The 17,003-nt window shown below is 71.0% G+C and carries 13 protein-coding genes; 3 read left to right on the forward strand and 10 right to left on the reverse strand.

What is annotated here, in order from left to right; translation table 11 throughout:
- Positions 1–75 precede the first annotated feature (75 nt).
- Together pulA and ACWC0C_RS20230 are read left to right on the forward strand one after the other, a co-directional pair.
- Complete coding sequence (pulA, locus tag ACWC0C_RS20225; protein ID WP_450865139.1) at positions 76–5,448, forward strand: pullulanase-type alpha-1,6-glucosidase; 5,373 nt, start codon at positions 76–78, stop codon at positions 5,446–5,448.
- Between the two features lie 32 nt (positions 5,449–5,480).
- Positions 5,481–5,846 (forward strand): 5-carboxymethyl-2-hydroxymuconate Delta-isomerase, encoded by a 366-nt coding sequence (locus tag ACWC0C_RS20230; protein ID WP_450865140.1) that lies wholly within the window; start codon positions 5,481–5,483, stop codon positions 5,844–5,846.
- A gap of 1 nt (position 5,847) precedes the next feature.
- On the opposite strand, the gene ACWC0C_RS20235 is transcribed toward ACWC0C_RS20230, so the two are convergent.
- The 5 genes from ACWC0C_RS20235 to ACWC0C_RS20255 form a co-directional block, all read right to left on the reverse strand.
- Positions 5,848–6,564, reverse strand: coding sequence for a TetR/AcrR family transcriptional regulator (locus tag ACWC0C_RS20235; protein WP_450865141.1), 717 nt, complete (start codon positions 6,562–6,564; stop codon positions 5,848–5,850).
- Between the two features lie 36 nt (positions 6,565–6,600).
- Positions 6,601–7,626, reverse strand: a complete 1,026-nt coding sequence (locus ACWC0C_RS20240; RefSeq protein WP_450865142.1) for a PDR/VanB family oxidoreductase — start codon at positions 7,624–7,626, stop codon at positions 6,601–6,603.
- On the reverse strand, positions 7,626–8,504 hold the full coding sequence (locus ACWC0C_RS20245) for a metal-dependent hydrolase (RefSeq protein WP_450865143.1): 879 nt from the start codon (positions 8,502–8,504) through the stop codon (positions 7,626–7,628). Before ACWC0C_RS20245 ends, ACWC0C_RS20240 begins: the two co-directional genes overlap by 1 nt.
- Before the next feature lie 78 nt (positions 8,505–8,582).
- Entirely contained in the window at positions 8,583–10,502 is a 1,920-nt protein-coding gene (locus ACWC0C_RS20250; RefSeq protein WP_450865144.1) for a hypothetical protein, read from the reverse strand.
- 50 nt (positions 10,503–10,552) lie between these two features.
- Positions 10,553–11,071: a tetratricopeptide repeat protein gene (locus ACWC0C_RS20255; RefSeq protein WP_450865145.1), complete on the reverse strand. Its 519-nt coding sequence runs from the start codon at positions 11,069–11,071 to the stop codon at positions 10,553–10,555.
- 96 nt (positions 11,072–11,167) lie between these two features.
- Here ACWC0C_RS20255 and ACWC0C_RS20260 point away from each other — a divergent pair, with 96 nt between their 5' ends.
- The gene (locus tag ACWC0C_RS20260; protein WP_449198239.1) at positions 11,168–11,581 is read left to right on the forward strand and encodes a hypothetical protein; all 414 of its coding nucleotides are present in this window, start codon (positions 11,168–11,170) and stop codon (positions 11,579–11,581) included.
- 69 nt (positions 11,582–11,650) lie between these two features.
- On the opposite strand, the gene ACWC0C_RS20265 is transcribed toward ACWC0C_RS20260, so the two are convergent.
- The 5 genes from ACWC0C_RS20265 to ACWC0C_RS20285 form a co-directional block, all read right to left on the reverse strand.
- Positions 11,651–13,186, reverse strand: coding sequence for a DUF1996 domain-containing protein (locus ACWC0C_RS20265; RefSeq protein ID WP_449198240.1), 1,536 nt, complete (start codon positions 13,184–13,186; stop codon positions 11,651–11,653).
- 136 nt (positions 13,187–13,322) lie between these two features.
- Entirely contained in the window at positions 13,323–13,976 is a 654-nt protein-coding gene (locus tag ACWC0C_RS20270; protein ID WP_450865146.1) for a LuxR C-terminal-related transcriptional regulator, read from the reverse strand.
- Positions 13,961–15,220 (reverse strand): sensor histidine kinase, encoded by a 1,260-nt coding sequence (locus ACWC0C_RS20275; protein WP_450865147.1) that lies wholly within the window; start codon positions 15,218–15,220, stop codon positions 13,961–13,963. Before ACWC0C_RS20275 ends, ACWC0C_RS20270 begins: the two co-directional genes overlap by 16 nt.
- 31 nt (positions 15,221–15,251) lie before the next feature.
- Positions 15,252–16,304 carry an NAD-dependent epimerase/dehydratase family protein gene (locus ACWC0C_RS20280; RefSeq protein WP_450865148.1) on the reverse strand — a complete coding sequence of 351 codons (1,053 nt, stop codon included), beginning with the start codon at positions 16,302–16,304 and terminating at the stop codon, positions 15,252–15,254.
- Between the two features lie 68 nt (positions 16,305–16,372).
- Positions 16,373–16,912, reverse strand: a complete 540-nt coding sequence (locus ACWC0C_RS20285; RefSeq protein ID WP_449198244.1) for a winged helix-turn-helix domain-containing protein — start codon at positions 16,910–16,912, stop codon at positions 16,373–16,375.
- Between the last annotated feature and the right edge of the window lie 91 nt (positions 16,913–17,003).

Below are 17,003 nucleotides of genomic sequence, written 5' to 3' on the forward strand. Positions count from 1 at the left end.
TGCTGTAAAGCTTTTGTTGGGGATACGGTCACGCGGGCCGGACCCAAGAGAGCCGCATTCGCTAGGAGTTACCGCGTGATACCCAGAGCGAGACGGGCCGCGGCCGTCACCGCCACAGCCCTCGCCGCCGCACTGATCCAGCCACTGGCGGCACACGCAGTCAGCCCGCCCGCACCCCCGTCGGACGCGGCCCTCGCCGCCCAGCCCGCCCGGCACGACGACACCCGCGAGCAGTTCTACTTCGTCATGCCGGATCGTTTCGCCAACGGTGACACGTCCAACGACAGGGGCGGCCTGACCGGCTCCCGCCTCAGCACCGGCTACGACCCCACCGACAAGGGCTTCTACCAGGGCGGCGACCTCAAGGGCCTGGCCAAACGGCTCGACTACATCAAGGGGCTCGGCACCACCGCCATCTGGATGGCCCCGATCTTCAAGAACAGGCCCGTGCAGGGCACCGGCTCCAACGCCTCCGCCGGCTACCACGGCTACTGGATCACCGACTTCACCCAGGTCGACCCGCACTTCGGCACCAACAAGGACCTGAAGACCCTCATCTCCAAGGCCCACGCCAAGGGCATGAAGGTCTTCTTCGACGTCATCACCAACCACACCGCCGATGTCGTCGACTATGCGGAGAACTCCTCCGACTACCTCTCCAAGGGCGCCTTCCCCTACCTGACCAAGGACGGCAGGCCCTTCGACGACGCCGACTACGCCGACGGCACCAAGAAGTTCCCGGCCGTCTCCGGCGCCTCCTTCCCGTACACCCCGAAGGTCACGAGTGGCTCCAAGGTCCCGGCCTGGCTCAACGACCCGACGATGTACCACAACCGGGGCGACTCGACGTACGCCGGAGAGTCCACGACCTACGGCGACTTCTCCGGCCTGGACGACCTGTGGACCGAGCGCCCCGAGGTCGTGCACGGCATGGAGAAGATCTACGAGCGGTGGGTGAGGGACTTCGCCGTCGACGGCTTCCGGATCGACACCGTCAAGCACGTCGACCTGCCGTTCTGGACGCAGTGGGCGACCGCGCTGGACACGTACGCGGCGGCGCGCGGACGGAAGAACTTCTTCATGTTCGGCGAGGTCTACTCCGCCGACACCTCGATCACCTCGCCGTACGTCACCCAGGGCCGCCTCGACGCCACTCTCGACTTCCCCTTCCAGGACGCGGCCCGCGCCTACGCCTCCCAGGGCGGCAGCGCGCAGCGGCTCGCGGGCGTCTTCGGTGACGACTACAAGTACACGACCGACAAGGCCAACGCGTACGAGCAGGTCACCTTCCTCGGCAACCACGACATGGGCCGCATCGGGTACTTCCTCAAGCAGGACAACCCGAAGGCCACCGACGCCGAGATCCTGAGGAAGGACAAGCTCGCGAACGAGCTGATGTTCCTCAGCCGTGGCAACCCGGTCGTCTACTACGGCGACGAGCAGGGCTTCACCGGCTCCGGCGGCGACAAGGACGCCCGCCAGACCATGTTCGCCTCCAAGGTCGCCGACTACCTGGACGACGACGAGATCGGCACCGACCGCACCCACGCCAGCGACTCCTACGACACGAGCGCCCCGCTCTACCAGGAGATCGCCCGGCTCTCCAGGCTCCGCACGGCCAACCCGGGCCTGACCGACGGCGTCCAGACCGAGCGCTACGCGGCCGACGGCGCCGGTGTCTACGCCTTCACCCGTACGGACGCCAAGACGGGCGCCGAGTACGTCGTCGCCTTCAACAACGCCGACGGCGAGAAGTCCGCGACATTCTCAACCGGCTCGGCCGACATGACGTACCAGGGCGTCTACGGGACCTCCGACGCGGTGAAGTCCGACGCCGACCGCAAGCTCACCGTCACCGTCCCGGCCGGTTCCGCCGTCGTCCTCAAGGCCACCGGCGCCCTCGCCGAGCCGGCCACCAAGCCGACGATCACGCTCAAGGCCCCGGCCGCCGGAGCCACCGGGACCGTGGACGTGACGGCCGATGTCGACGGCGGCCAGCTGAACCGCGTCGTCGTCGCCGCCCAGGTCGGCGACGCCAAGTGGCAGGTGCTCGGCTCCGCCGACCACGCCCCCTACAAGGTCACCCAGGCCATCGGCAAGGACGTACCGGCCGGGACCGCCCTGCGCTACAAGGCGGTCGTGATCGACTCGGCCGGGCACACCGCGAGCGCCACGGCGAGCAGCACCTCCGGCACCCCGTCCGCGCCCGAGGTCCCCAAGGCCTCCTCCCGGGACTACGCGATCGTCCACTACAAGCGCACCGACGGCGACTACGACAACTGGGGCCTGTACGCCTGGGGTGACATCGCCGACGGCGAGGCCACGAACTGGCCCGCCAGCCACCCGTTCACCGGCCGGGACGCCTACGGCGCCTTCGCCTGGGTCAAGCTCAAGCCCGGCGCCTCCAACGTCGGCTTCCTGGTCATCGACAAGAACGGCACCAAGGACGTCTCCGCCGACCGGAGCATCGACGTCACCAAGACGGGTGAGGTCTGGGTCGAGCAGGGCAAGCCGGACGTACTGACCCAGAATCCCGGCCATCCCGCGCAGGACAAGACCAAGGCGGTCATCCACTACCACCGCGCGGACGGGAACTACGACGGCTGGGGCCTGCACGTCTGGACGGGTGCCGCGCATCCCACCGACTGGTCGAACCCGCTGGAGCCGGTGAAGACTGATGCCTATGGCGCGGTCTTCGAGGTGCCGCTCACCGAGGGTGCCACCAGCCTCAGCTACATCATCCACAAGGGCGACGACAAGGATCTCCCCGCCGACCAGTCGCTGGACCTCAAGTCCAACGGCTACGAGGTGTGGCTGTTGAACGGCCAGGAGAAGTACCTGCTGCCGCAGCCGTCGGGCAGTGCGGCCGCCCTCGACCTGACCACGTCCAAGGCGATCTGGATCGACCGGGACACCGTCGCCTGGAACGGTGTGGACGGCGCCGCCTCCACTCAGCTGCTGTACTCGCTCGATGGCTCGATCGCGGTCAAGGACGGTGCGCTGACCAGCGACGACGAGCGCTGGATCCGGCTGAGCAAGACGACCCTGACCGACGCCCAGAAGGCGAAGTTCCCGCACCTGAAGGACTACACCGCCTGGTCCGTCGACCCGCGCGACCGGGACCGGGTGCCCGCGGCCCTCAAGGGCCAGCTCGTCGCCTCGCAGCGTGCCGCCGACGGTGCCGTGCTGGCCGCGACCGGTGTGCAGATCGCGGGCGTGCTGGACGACCTCTACCCCGCTGCCACCAAGACCGCGCTCGGCCCGGTCTTCCACGACGGGAAGCCGACCCTCTCCGTGTGGGCGCCGACCGCGCAGAGCGTCTCAATGGAGCTGGACGGCTCGGCCCACGCCATGCACCGCGACGACACGACCGGCGTCTGGTCCGTGACCGGCCCGGCGTCCTGGAAGGGCAGGCCCTACCGGTACGTCGTGAAGGTCTGGGCGCCCAGCGTCCGCAAGATGGTCACCAACAAGGTCACCGACCCCTACTCGGTCGCCCTCACCGCGAACTCCGAGCGCAGCCTCGTCGTCGACCTGGACGACAGGTCCCTCGCGCCGAGCGGCTGGTCGGCCCTGCACAAGCCGAGGGCCGTACCGCTGAAGGACGCGCAGATCCAGGAGCTGCACATCCGGGACTTCTCGGTCGCCGACAAGACCGTACCGGCGAAGGACCAGGGCACCTATCTGGCCTTCACCGACCAGAACAGCGACGGCTCCAGGCACCTCAAGGAGCTGGCGAAGTCCGGGACGTCGTACGTGCACCTGCTGCCCGCGTTCGACTTCGCGACCGTCCCCGAGAAGAGGGCCGACCAGGCGAGGACCGACTGCGATCTCGCCTCCTACCCGGCCGACTCCGACCAGCAGCAGGCGTGCGTGGCGAAGATCGCCGCGAAGGACGGCTACAACTGGGGCTACGACCCGTACCACTACACGGTCCCCGAGGGCTCGTACGCCACCGACCCGGACGGCACCGCCCGTACGGTGCAGTTCCGCAGGATGGTGCAGGCGCTGAACGAGGACGGCCTCAGGGTCGTCATGGACGTTGTCTACAACCACACGGCGGCCAGTGGCCAGGCGGACACCAGCGTGCTGGACCAGATCGTGCCGGGCTACTACCAGCGGCTGCTCGCCGACGGCTCGGTGGCCAACAGCACCTGCTGTGCCAACACCGCGCCGGAGAACGCGATGATGGGCAAGCTGGTCGTGGACTCGATCGTCACCTGGGCGAAGGAGTACAAGGTCGACGGGTTCCGCTTCGACCTCATGGGCCACCACCCGAAGGCCAACATCCTGGCGGTCAGGAAGGCCCTGGACGCGCTGACCCCGCAGAAGGACGGCGTCGACGGCAAGAAGATCATCCTGTACGGCGAGGGCTGGAACTTCGGCGAGGTCGCGAACGACGCCCGGTTCGTCCAGGCCACGCAGGCGAACATGGCCGGCACCGGCATCGCCACCTTCTCCGACCGCGCCCGGGACGCGGTGCGCGGCGGCGGCCCCTTCGACTCCGACCCCGGTGTCCAGGGTTTCGCGTCCGGGCTGTACACCGACCCCAACGGCTCGGCGGCGAACGGCACGCCGGCCGAGCAGAAGGCCCGGCTGCTGCACTACCAGGACCTGATCAAGGTCGGCCTGACCGGAAACCTCGCGAAGTACCACTTCACGGACACCGACGGCAAGGAGGTCACCGGAGCGGAGGTCGACTACAACGGCTCGCCCGCCGGTTATGCGGACGCGCCGGGTGACGCCCTCGCCTACGTCGACGCGCACGACAACGAGTCCCTCTTCGACGCCCTGACGTACAAGCTCCCGAAGGACACCTCCGCGTCCGACCGGGCCCGGATGCAGGTCCTCGCGATGGCGACGGCGGCGCTGTCGCAGGGGCCGTCCCTGTCCCAGGCGGGCACCGACCTGCTGCGCTCCAAGTCCCTGGACCGCAACTCGTTCGACAGCGGGGACTGGTTCAACGCCATCCACTGGAACTGCGCCGACGGCAACGGCTTCGGGCGCGGGCTGCCCATGGCGGCCGACAACCAGTCCAAGTGGGACTACGCCAAGCCGCTGCTCACGGGCGTCAAGGTCGGCTGCCCGGAGATCACCGGCAGCTCCGCCGCCTACCGGGACCTGCTGAGGATCCGGACGACCGAGCAGGCGTTCTCGCTCGGTACGGCCGCGCAGGTGCAGGACGGGCTGTCCTTCCCGCTGTCCGGCAAGGACGAGACGCCGGGCGTGATCACCATGAGCCTGGGTGACCTGGTCGTCGTCTTCAACGCCACCCCCGAGCGGCAGGAGCAGAAGATCGGCCCTCTCGCCGGGGCGCACTACCGGCTGCACCCGGTGCAGGCCTCCGGCGCCGACCCGGTGGTGAAGGCCTCTTCCTACGCGGCCGACACGGGCACGTTCACCGTCCCGGCACGGACCGTGGCGGTGTTCACGCGGGCCTCGAACTAGGGTGAGGGCACAGCCGTAGAACAGGAGTGCGCATGCCGCAGATCACCATCGACTACTCGGACATCGTGGAGAACGCCTTCGACCGGGAGGGCTTCGCCCGGGCGCTGCACGAGGCGACCGTGGAGATCGCGGCGGCGAAGCCGGAGGCCTGCAAGACGCAGTTCCGGCCGAGCGCGTACACCGTGTTCGGGTACGAGGATCCCGGGGCGCGCGGGCACGCCATCGTGCACGTGACGATCGGGCTCCTCGCCGGACGCAGCGAGGAGACGAAGGCGCGGCTCACGGAGACGGCCCTGGAGCTGCTCCGGACGTACCTGACCGCGGAGGACGGGGCCACCCTGCACGCCTCCGCCGAGGTCCGCGACCTCGACCCGTCCTACCGGAAGTTCGACCGGTAGCTCAGGGCGCGAGGGACAGCAGCCGGCCGGCGAGCTCCGCGAAGGGGCCGTCGGCCGGCTCGTCCTCGACCATCGTCTTCAGCAGGGTCGCCATGTCCTCGTCGTAGGCGGCGCTGACGGCGGCCAGTGCGGCGAAGTCGTGCACCAGCTGGACCTCCAGTTCGGCGCGCGGGATGCGCCGGCCGTCCAGCCAGATCAGGGCCGTGGACTCGGCGAGCGAGATCCAGGAGCGGACGACCAGCTCCAGCCGCGGGGGCGCGTCCGTGACCCCGAGGTGCGACAGGATCTGTTCGTACGCCGCCTGCCGTACGGAGTCGATGAGGGCGTTGGTCGCAAAGGCGTGGTCCTTTGAGCGGACTCCGTCCGCGGAGACCGCCGGGCCGCCGCGCATCAACGCCGAGAAACCCGGCCCGTGTTCGTCCACGAAGTCGAAGTAGCGGCCCATCACGCGCAGCAGCCGGGCGCCGAGCGGGCCCTCGTGCGGCTCGGTGAAGCGGCCCGCGAGGTCCTCCGAGGCGCGCTTCAACGCGGCCTCGTACAGGCTGAGTTTGCCGGGGAAGTAGTGGTACACGAGCGGGCGTGAGATGCCCGCCGCCGTGGCTATCTCGTCGATGGAGACCTCGTCCGGCGAGCGCTTGCTGAACAGGTCGAGGGCGACACCGATCAGCTGCTGCCGCCGCTCTTCCACGCCCATCCTGCGGCGAACCTCGGTACTCATGCGAACACCTTACCGATCGGATCCGGCCGCAGGCGTTCACATGTCGAGCACCAGGCGATCACTCCGGGCCCGCGACACGCAGATCAGCATCGTGTCGGCGCGCTCCCCGTCCGTCAGCAGCTCGTCCCGGTGGTCGATCTCCCCTTCCAGCACCCGCTGTTGACAGGTCCCGCAGAACCCCTGCTCGCAGGAGTAGACGGTGCCCGGCAGTTCCCGGCGTACGGCGGCCAGCACGGTGGAGTCGGCCGGCACGGTCAACGTGCGTCCGCTACGCCGGAGTTCGACCTCGAACTCCGTGTTGCCGTCGGATGACGTACGTGGCGCGAACCGTTCCAGGCGGACGTCCGGGAAGCGTGCCGCGACGGCCCCCATGAGCCCCTCGGGGCCGCAGCAGTAGACGGCAGCCCCCTCGCTCACCTCGAGGGCGTCGAGATCGGGCCTTCCCTCCACGACGGTCACCCGGCCGTCGCGGCCCAGCTTCTCGACGTCCTCCAGGAACGGCATCGAGGCCCTGTCGCGCCCCGCGTACAGCAACCGCCACTCGGCGCTCTCCGGGAGCGTCCGCAGCATCGCCAGCAGCGGGGTGATCCCGATCCCACCGGCGACGAAGAGATACGACGGTGCCTCGACCAGCGGGAAGCGGTTCCGCGGCCCTCGCACCTCCACTTCCATGCCCTCCGTCAGCTGCTCGTGCACCTCGCGCGAGCCGCCCCGCCCGTTCTCGACCAGCCGGGTCGCCACGGTGTACGAGGAGGTGTCCTCGGGGTCGCCGCACAACGAGTACTGCCGGACGAGTCCAGACGGCAGCACGAGGTCGAGATGAGCGCCGGGCTCCCAGCGCGGCAAGTCCCGCCCCTCGAGCCGCAGTCGGACGACCCCGTCGGCCACCGTCTCGCGCGAGGTCACCAGCAGCCGCAGCGCCCGCGAGCGCGGCCGGCCCGAGATGGGCTCCTCCAGCGCGGGCATCGGCCACAGCGGCGAGACCTGGATACGGCGGCGCAGGGCCCGCCGGGTCAGCAGGGCGGCGCCCGCGACGAGCGCGACGGTACGCAGCTTCGGCATCAGGCGGCCCTCTTCTCCGCCGCCGTGGCCGCGGGGGAGGAGGCCAGGTAGGCGACGGCCTGCTCGGTGTCGCCCTCCTGCGAGGGGTGGTAGTCGCGGCTGAGATAGCGGGGGATGGACCTGAGCATGTCGCCGGGCGCGGGGAGCAGACCCCGCCTGCCGCGGTCGTAGAAGTCCTTGAAACCGGCCTTGCCGTCGATGAGGGTCGGGTCGTTCTCCATGAAGAACCGCGCCCCGCGCTGCCACAGGAACACCAGCGCCGAGAAGGCCGTGGCCCAGGTCCGCACCCGCCGGCGGTAGCTCCCGTCGACGTGCATGAACAGCTCGAAGGCGACCGAGCGGTGCTCGACCTCCTCCGCGCCGTGCCAGCGCAGCAGGTCCAGCATGGTCGGGTCGGCGCCGCGCCGGTCGAGTTCCCCGGCGTTGAGCACCCAGTTGCCGAGGAACGCGGTGTAGTGCTCGATGGCCGCGATGAGCGCGACCCGCTCCATCAGCCACCACCTGCGCGCCCTGCCCGGCGGCAGCGTGCGGTCGCCGAGCAGCTTCTCGAAGAACCAGTCGACCTGGGCGGTGTACGGCGTCGGATCGAGCCCCAGCTCGCGCAGGTGCGGCAGCACCTCGTCATGGGCCTGGGAGTGCATCGCCTCCTGGCCGATGAACCCGATGACGTCCTCGCGGAGCCGCTCGTCGCGGATGTACGGCAGCACCTGCTTGTACACGTGCACGAACCACCGCTCACCGGCGGGCAGCAGCAGGTGCAGCACGTTGATGGTGTGCGTGGTGAACGGATCCCCCGGCACCCAGTGCAACGGCGTGCCGTCCCAGGAGAAGGACACCTTGCGTGCCTTGAGCGGCACCCGGGCCTGCGTGTTAGACATGGCGTCAATGTACTGACGGGTAAGCGGGCTGGGAACCCCTCGGACGCACCTTGTTTACACTGCTGTCAATAACAGCCCCTACCGCAGCCCGCTGATCGCCCGCCCGTCCGTCAGCGTGCCCTTCAGAGAGGCGTGCGCCCCCTGCTTGGCCCGGGCCACCAGGAACTGCCCCTGCCCGGCGGCGTTGACCCCGCCCCCGGCCTGGATCGACGCCGTGTCCTCGCTGCCGGCGGCCAGCAGATACCAGTGTCCGGCGGCGGACTTCCACAGCACCCCGGCGAGCACATGCGGATCACGCGGCCCGCAGGAGCGCGCGTCCGTGCCCTTGGCGACCACCGCGCCCACCCGCCCGCCCGGCGTCCGGAACTGGGCCAGCGCGCCCGTACCGTCGCCGCGCCAGGTCTCGGCCCTGGTGCACACCCACTCGGCCGCCCCGGTGCCGTCGGGCAGCGGCTGGTCGGCGTACGCCCAGGCGTTGACGCTGCGCACCCCGACGGAGCGCTCCGCCGCCAGCGAGCAGGCGAACGGCGCCCAGGCCTGCCGCCCGGCGGCGTCGGACACCTCACCGGTCGAGCCGGGCCGGCCGGCGGTGAGGTGGGCCGGTACCAACTCGCCCAGATCGGTGCTGAGTTCGGTGCCCGTGGCGCCGGTCAGCTGGAGCACCGTCCAGGAGGTGCACTTGCCGGGCCGCAGCGCGGGGCTGGCCAGCGGGGCGGTGATGCCGTTGGTGATCTTCAGTGGGGTCGCGGCCGAGTCCGGCTTCATCAGGTCCCGCGAGGCCGCCTTCCTCACCCAGGGCGCGGTCAGATACTGCACATTGCCGTCCGAGCGGCCCAGCAGCAGTGCGCCCGCCTCGGCGCTGGTCGCACCGTCGGCACGGGCGAGGTCGAGGGCGGCGCCCTGGGTGCCGTCGACCGGCTCGGCGTAACGGACGACCCGCAGGCCGTCGTAGAAGATCACCACGCGGGCGCTGTCGACCTGGCCCGCGTACAGCAGCTGGGGCGGGCCGGCCGGGCCGCCGGTGTCGGTGCCGGCGGTCGCGGAGACATGGACCGTCGCGCCGGGGCGGGCCCACACGGCGAGGGCGCGGCGCAGCAGGGCCGTGTCGCCGGTGAGCGGGCCGCGCGCGGGCCACATCGAGAAGTCGGTGCGGGCGGCGGACTCCCAGTCGGTGGGGGAGACCCGGATCAGCCGGCCGGGGTCGAGGGCGGCCTCGGTGGCCGGGTTCCCGGCGGAGGCGGGGGCGGCGGCACCGTCCGGGCCCCAGCCGTTGCTCGGCATGGCGACCAGCGCCCCGCACACCGCGAGCGCCGCGGCGGCGGCGAGGGCGGCCTTGGTGTGCTGGCGGCGGCGCATCAGATCGGTGGGCCGGGCCTGGAGCAGACAGGGGTCGAACTCGGGGGAGGACAGCAGCTCCGGCTGGGTGGGCACGCCGTTCGCCGAGGCCACCGCTGCGCCCGGGTCCTCGACCCCGGCGGCCGTGAGCAGCTCGCGGATCTCGGTGTCGGACAGCTTCTCCAGGCCGCGCAGCACATAGGCGGCGCGGGCCGGGCCCGACAGGGCGGACAGTCGCTGGTCCAGGGCGAGTTCGTCGGCGCCGCCCGAGCGGGGGAACAGCCTGAGGCCCCACACCTGGGGCAGCAGCGGCGGCAGCTGGGCGAGCCCCGGCAGGCCCTTGCGCGGCCGGGCCGCCTCCAGGGCCGTACGCAGGACGCGCTCGCGCAGGAACACGTAGCCCGGATCGTCCTCCCCGCCCGAGACCTGGGCCGGCAGTACGGACTGCCGCTTGCCGCCGCCGGGCAGGGCGCGCTGGGCGAGGGCGTGTGCGGTCAGCACCCGGCGACTGCGGCCGAGGCCCGGTGGCAGCACCAGGTAGGCGATCCGGACCAGCCGGGGATAGTGCTCGACGAGCGCGGCCTCGGCCTGCTCGACGTCGACCGGTCCGGTGTTCTCGGTGGAGGCGGGTGCGTGACGCTGGGCTACATCCTGTGACTGCACGTCATGGGAAACGAGCGAGCCGGGGGTTGGTCACCCCCGGATGGGTGGTTTCACTCCTCCGGCTCGACCAGCAGCCGCGCGTAGTTGGCCACCGACCGCTGGTAGCGGGGCAGGTGGGGTGCCAGGGCGCCGAGGACGAGGGACAGGCCCTCGCGGTCGCGGCCGAGGCTGGACAGGCACAGGGCGAGCATGGCCCGTACCGCGTCGTCCAGCTCGTCCGAGGGGGCGTCCAGTTCGGGCGTGAGCAGCTTGACGCCCTCCTCCGCCCGTCCGGTGTTCCGGAGCGAACTGGACAGCTGGATCCTGGCGCGCCGCCCCCGGTAACCGCCGAGCCCCCGCGCGAGCGCCTCCCGGTACAGCGGCACCGCCTTGTCCGAGTGCCCGGTCGAGTCCCAGGCGCAGGCCTGCTCGAAGGGGCCCAGCGGGCTGTCCTGCGGCAGCTCGGCGACCAGCGCGTCGATCACCGCGCGGAACTCGTGCGCGCGCTCTTCCGGATACTCGTCGAAGGTGGCCCAGGCGGCGGCCACACGGTCTTCCCAGTTCTGGTTCACCGCGTCACCTTCGCACACCCGTGCCCCCTCCGGCGCCGGATTTGAGCGAACGGCGGCCGGGAGCCGTATCCGAAGGAGCTGAGGCATGCTTGGCCCACAGGACCGGAGGAACACATGAGGGTGACCCGACCGATGCTCGCCGTGACGGGCGCCGCCGCGGCCGTGCTGGCGCTGGGCGGCTGCGGTTCGAGCGGTGACACCAAGGCGGTCCCGCCCACCGCGACCGGCAGCCTGGAGAGCCTGGCCGCCGAGGTGAAGTGCAAGCCGAACATGCAGACCGACGCCGACGAGATCCGGCAGGCCATCTGCACCAACACCGACGGGAAGTTCATCCTCGCCACCTTCGCCACCGACCGCGGCCAGCGCGAGTGGATCAACGACGCCAAGGACTACGGCGGTTACTACCTCGTCGGCCGCAAGTGGGTCGCCGTCGGCGACAACGGGGTCGTCAAGGCGCTGCGCGGCACGCTCGGCGGGGATGTGGAGATGGGTACGAACCACTCCTCCCACTCCATGCACAGTGGCTGAAGCACACGGAAAGGCCGGTGACGGGAGGGGGTTCCGTCACCGGCCTCGCTTGTGGCCCGCGTCAGGTGATCACGCGCACCGCTGACCGTTGTTGATGCAGTTGGCGATCCTGTTGGCCAGACCGCCGGTCGTGACGCTGATGAAGTCGTCGTGGTCGGTGATCGGCTTGTGCAACTCCTCCGGGAAGCCGTCCACCGCGTAGGCGTTCTTCACCGTGCCGTCCGCCTGGACGACGGGCTGCGGCACGTTGTACACGAGGCGCATCGTCAGCTGCGGGATCGCCTTGAACCCGTTCGGGCAGGCGCCGCTCGCGGGGTCCGCGAAGGCCACGTGCGTGCGGTGGTTGGCGCTGTCGATGTTCACGCCGTCCCAGCAGCTCTGGAAGGCGAACGAGCGCACCACGTTGCTGCCCTGCGGACAGATCGGGTACTGCGTGGTCAGCTGCACCTTGTTCTCGAAGCCGGTGCAGCTCCAGTGCGCGTTGGCGTTGGCCGTGCCGTTGACGAAGGCCTTGGCGTCACCGGTGATGATCCGCAGGAACTGCGGCATCGCGACGACCTTGCTCGCCGGGCTGCCCACGTACTTGATCTGGGCCTGCTGGGGGACCAGGATCTTGCCGACGTTGAGGTCCTTGCCCCCGCCGTCCGCGTTCGCGTCCTTCTCCTGGGTGCCGTCCTGCTCGCGGATGACCGGCCAGTAGTACGCCGACAGGTCGTTCCGGTTCTGGCAGCTGGTGCCGCCCTGCAGGAAGGTCTGGTTGCTGGAGAACGCGTTGACCTTCTGGTTGCCGACGTAGTCGTGCACGTGGTGGGCACCGTTGGTCACGCCGGGCGCGACGATCACGTTGTCGCTGTTGTGGTTCTGGTTGGCGTTCACGCCGCAGCGCGTGATGAACGTGCCGGTCGAGGCGTTCTGCAGGTTCCGCGGCTTGCCCTGGACGTTCGGGGCGACCTTCGTGATGTCCACGAAGTCCGCCGCGGCCGGGCCGTCACCGCCCTGGCCACCGTTGTTGCCCTGTTGCTGGCCGCCTTGCTGCTGACCGCCTTGCTGCTGGCCACCGTTGTTCTGTTGCTGACCGCCGTTGTTCTGCTGCTGGCCACCGTTGTTCCCCCCAGCGGTGGTCTGGTTGGCGGTCTGCGTCGTACAGGCGGCGAGCTGGGACAGCCAGCCGTTGACCGACCCGCCGGCGCGCTGGATGTCGATCCGGATCCGGTCGATCGTCGCAGCCCGCTTGTCCTTCAGCGGCCCGACGATCGCGTTCTGCACGAAGCTCGGATCCTTGGACTGCGCGTCCCGGGTCGAGGCGAGCCGGTTGTAGGCCTCGGTGATCTGCCGGTCGAGGTTCGCCAGCTCCGTCGCCACGCCCTGGCGGGCCCGCCAGGGCACGTTCGTCAGCTTCTGGCCGACGTCCGGGCACGAGATCGTCGCGACCTGCGCCGTCGCGGCCTTCGTCTGGTTGCCTCCCCACGTCTGATGGTTCGATTCGTGCGCAGAGGCATAGAAGTTCGCCCAGATCAGCCCGCCCCCACCGAGCGCTAGGGCCGCCGATGCGGCTATGGCCTTGGTGGCCAGCGGCGTACGGCGTTTTCGTGTGTTGCGTCCCATGGAACTCCTCTGACTTCCTTGCGGGGCAGCATCGAGGCGCCCGACAGGAGTGAAGCGGCGTCCTTCCATACGGACGCCGCCCCAGAGGTGTTCACCGGTCTCACAAATTCCTCGCAGAAACAGGCGAGTTGGCAGGTCAGCGGTCCCGGTCGAGATAGGCGATGACCGCCAGGACGCGCCGGTTGTCGTCGTCCGACACCTCCAGGCCCAGCTTGGTGAAGATGTTGGAGGTGTGCTTGGCGATGGCCCGTTCCGTCACCACCAGCTGGGCCGCGATACCCGCGTTCGACCGGCCCTGCGCCATCAGCTCCAGCACCTCCAGCTCGCGCGGGGTGAGACCCGCGAGCGGCCGGTCCTCCGCCGCCCGCCGCGACAGCAGCTGCTGGATGACCTGCGGGTCCATCGCCGTACCGCCGGCCGCGACCCGTCGTACGGCGTCGATGAACTGCTCGGCGTCGAACACCCGGTCCTTCAGCAGATAGCCGATCCCGCCGGTGCCGTCCGCGAGCAGCTCACGCGCGTACAGCTGCTCCACGTGCTGGGAGAGCACCAGCACCGGCAGCCCGGGCCGCGCCCGCCGGGCCGCGAGCGCGCACTGCAGGCCCTCGTCGGTGTGCGTGGGCGGCAGCCGTACGTCGACCACCGCCACGTCCGGGTCCAACTCGGCAAGCGCCAGGGTGAGTTCGGGGCCGGACTCGACGGCGGCCGCGATCTCGAAGCCGAACGCCTCCAGCATCCGCACCAGCCCGTCGCGCAGCAGGAAGAGGTCTTCGGCTAGGACAACGCGCACGGGATCTCCATGGTCACCAGGGTGGGGCCGCCGACGGGGCTGCTGACGGCCAGGACGCCGTCGAATGTACCGAGCCGGCGCTCGACCCCGGCGAGACCCGACCCGGCGCCGATCACCGCGCCGCCCCTGCCGTTGTCGGTGACCGTGATCCGCAGCCGCCCGTCGGCGTGGTCCACGTCGACCCAGACCCGGTCGGCACCGGAGTGCTTGACGGCGTTGGTGAGCACCTCGCTGACCGCGAAGTAGGCCGCCGACTCCACCGGTGCGTCCGCCCGGCCCGGCAGCTCGACGGTCACCTCCGTGGGCAGCGGCAGCCGCAGCGCCAGCGCCCGTACGGCGTCGCCGAGTCCGCGTTCGGCGAGGACCGGCGGATGGATGCCGCGCACCAGGTCGCGCAGCTCCTCCAGGGCGTCGGCGGAGTTCCGGCGGGCCTGGGCGAGCAGCCGCTTGGCCTGGGCCGGGTCCTGTTCCACCAGCATCTCGATGGTGCCGAGGTCCATGCCCATGGCGACCAGCCGGGCCTGCGCCCCGTCGTGCAGGTCCCGCTCGATGCGGCGCAGTTCGGCGGCGGAGGTGTCCACGGCGTCCCGCCGGGTCTCGGTCAGCACCCGGACGCGCTCGGCGAGTTCGCCCTTGCCGTTGTCGAGCACCGCCCGGGTGAGCCGGAAGTGCGCGGTCATCAGAGCCGGGGTGTAGCGCCGGGCGACGCCGAGGAGGACGAGGGCGAGGACGGCTGCGCCGATGGCGCTCAGCTCTCCGGTGACCGGGACGAACGCGTACCAGTAGGTGCCGCCCTGCGTGTACGGCCGCCACAGCCCGAAGGGCAGCATCAGACCCTCGACGGGGAAGAACACCAGCACGGCCGGGAGTAGCGCGGTGACGAAACCGGCCGTGACGTCCACCGGCAGCCAGCGCACGTCCCGCCAGGTCTGCGGGTCGCCCAGCATCGTGAAGGTGCGGGTCCACGGGTTGGTGCCACGGGGGATCGGCCGGTACGCCGCCCTGATCCGCACCCCGCACCACTCGCCCGCCAGCCTGCGGCGCACGTCCGCCAGCGCGCGAACTCCCGTCAGCACGGCCGGAGTCGTCACGAGTCCGACGCCCAGTGGGATGAAGGCGAGGGACAGCGGGACCAGCACCAGGAACACTATGCCGAAAGGCAGTACGGTCACTGCCAGCACCAGCCCGCGCACGGCGGCCAGCAGGGCCTCCCGGGTGCGGCCGCTCTTGTCTTCGCTGCTCATGCGGCAAGTCTCGCCGACCCCGGGGCGGGGGTCACTGGCCCGAGGCCCCCTCCTGGGGGGTGGCGCCAGGTACACCCCCGGCCCCGGCCAGCACCTTCGCCTCCACCTCCGGATCGACGCCCGGGGCCGTCCGGTCAGGCCGCATCGGCGCCTCGCCGCCGATCTCCGTCAGCCAGCGCCAGGTGTCCTCGACCGTCTCCGCGGCCGGTCGGCACACCAGCCCCGTGGCCAGCGCCCGTGACACATCGGCGCGGTGCGCGCAGTCGTACAGCTCGCTGTCCGGCGGCGCCCACACCGGCAGCTCGGTCCACGGTTCGATCCCGGCGGCCAGGATCACCTCCGGGTCCGTCCAGCGCAGCTCCGCGTCCGCGCCGGTGACCCGGACGCACTGGTCGAGCAGCTCGCCCATGGTGCTGTGGCCCGGCGGGCCGACCAGGTCACAGGCCCCGCCCAGTGACTGTTCCACCGCTCCGAGCAGCCAGCCGGCCAGGTCGCGGACGTCGATGAACTGCACCGGCAGCTCGCGCGGCCCCGGGGCCAGCACCGGGCCGCCGCGGGCGATCCGGGTCAGCCACCAGGGCAGCCGGCCCACGTTCTCGTACGGGCCGAGGATCAGCCCGGCCCGCACCGCCAGCGAGTCCTCCTCGCCGAACGTCTCCTGCGCGGCCAGCTCGCCGCCCCGCTTGTCCTGGGGGTACGCGATCTGCTCCGCCTCGGCGGAGGCACCCTTGACCAGCGGCCCGAGCTCGGCGTCCCCGCCCAGCGAAGGCCAGGGCCAGGCGTACACCGACCGGCTGGAGACGTATACGTACCGCGCGGCACGGCCCCGCAGCAGCCGTCCCGCGGCGAGCACCGCACGCGGCTCCGCCGACCAGGTGTCGACCACGGCGTCCCAGCCGCCCGGGTCGGCGGCGAGGGCGGCCAGGCCGTCCGGGGCGGTGCGGTCGCCGTGCAACGACCGCACCCCGGGCGGGGGCCGGTGCCGCCCCCGGTGGAAGACGGTCACCTCCCAGCCCCGCCCCAGCGCCGCCTCGACGACGGCCCGCCCCACGAACTCCGTACCACCCAGCACAAGAAGTCTCATGCCGTGATCGTGCCCGGTCGGGGCGTGTGGCGGTACGGGACTCTGCCGAGGGCAGAGCCGGGGGAGGGTCAGCGCGCCGTCGGCGGCGTGTACTTGTAGCCCACCCGGCGCACCGTCTGGATCGTCTGCCGGTGCTCGGCGCCCAGCTTGCGGCGCAGCCGGGCGATGTGCACGTCGACGGTACGGCCGTCCCCGACGTGGCCGTAGCCCCACACCGTGGTGACCAGCTGGTCGCGGGTGTGCACCCGGTGCGGATGGGCCACCAGGTGGGCCAGCAGCTCGAACTCCAGGTAGGTGAGGTCGAGTTCACGGCCGTCGACGTCGGCGGTGCGCCGCACGGGGTCGATACGGACGAGGGCGTCGCCGGTGTCGCCGGGGCGGTCGGTGTCCACGACGTGCGGTCGGTCGGCCGGGATGAGGACGAGGTAGCCGACCATCGGCGGCTGCCCCGGCAGCGTGGGCAGGGTGTGCTGCGGCGCGGGCAGCCAGGTGGCGCCCGGCGGCAGGAACTCCGCGACGTCGATCACCTCGTCGGGGTCGACGGCGCGCAGCCGGTGCCGGGCGGGAGAGGTGACGGGGACGGAGGACAGAAGAGGAGTGGTCGCCATGAGGGGTCAGCTCTTTCGCGCGAGAAGTTCGTCGGGATGGACGTACGTCGTTCCGCGCTGGCCGAAGGCCGGGTTACGGCTTTAGAGGGCC

The organism is Streptomyces sp. NPDC001709 (assembly GCF_053596375.1).

Bases quoted from the DNA above. Each gene is read 5' to 3' on its own strand.
- ACWC0C_RS20230 (WP_450865140.1), top strand. From the start codon at position 5,481: ATGCCGCAGATCACCATCGACTACTCGGACATCGTGGAGAACGCCTTC.
- ACWC0C_RS20235 (WP_450865141.1), bottom strand. From the start codon at position 6,564: ATGAGTACCGAGGTTCGCCGCAGGATGGGCGTGGAAGAGCGGCGGCAG.
- ACWC0C_RS20240 (WP_450865142.1), bottom strand. From the start codon at position 7,626: ATGCCGAAGCTGCGTACCGTCGCGCTCGTCGCGGGCGCCGCCCTGCTG.
- ACWC0C_RS20245 (WP_450865143.1), bottom strand. From the start codon at position 8,504: ATGTCTAACACGCAGGCCCGGGTGCCGCTCAAGGCACGCAAGGTGTCC.
- ACWC0C_RS20260 (WP_449198239.1), top strand. From the start codon at position 11,168: ATGAGGGTGACCCGACCGATGCTCGCCGTGACGGGCGCCGCCGCGGCC.
- ACWC0C_RS20265 (WP_449198240.1), bottom strand. From the start codon at position 13,186: ATGGGACGCAACACACGAAAACGCCGTACGCCGCTGGCCACCAAGGCC.
- ACWC0C_RS20275 (WP_450865147.1), bottom strand. From the start codon at position 15,220: ATGAGCAGCGAAGACAAGAGCGGCCGCACCCGGGAGGCCCTGCTGGCC.
- ACWC0C_RS20280 (WP_450865148.1), bottom strand. From the start codon at position 16,304: ATGAGACTTCTTGTGCTGGGTGGTACGGAGTTCGTGGGGCGGGCCGTC.
- ACWC0C_RS20285 (WP_449198244.1), bottom strand. From the start codon at position 16,912: ATGGCGACCACTCCTCTTCTGTCCTCCGTCCCCGTCACCTCTCCCGCC.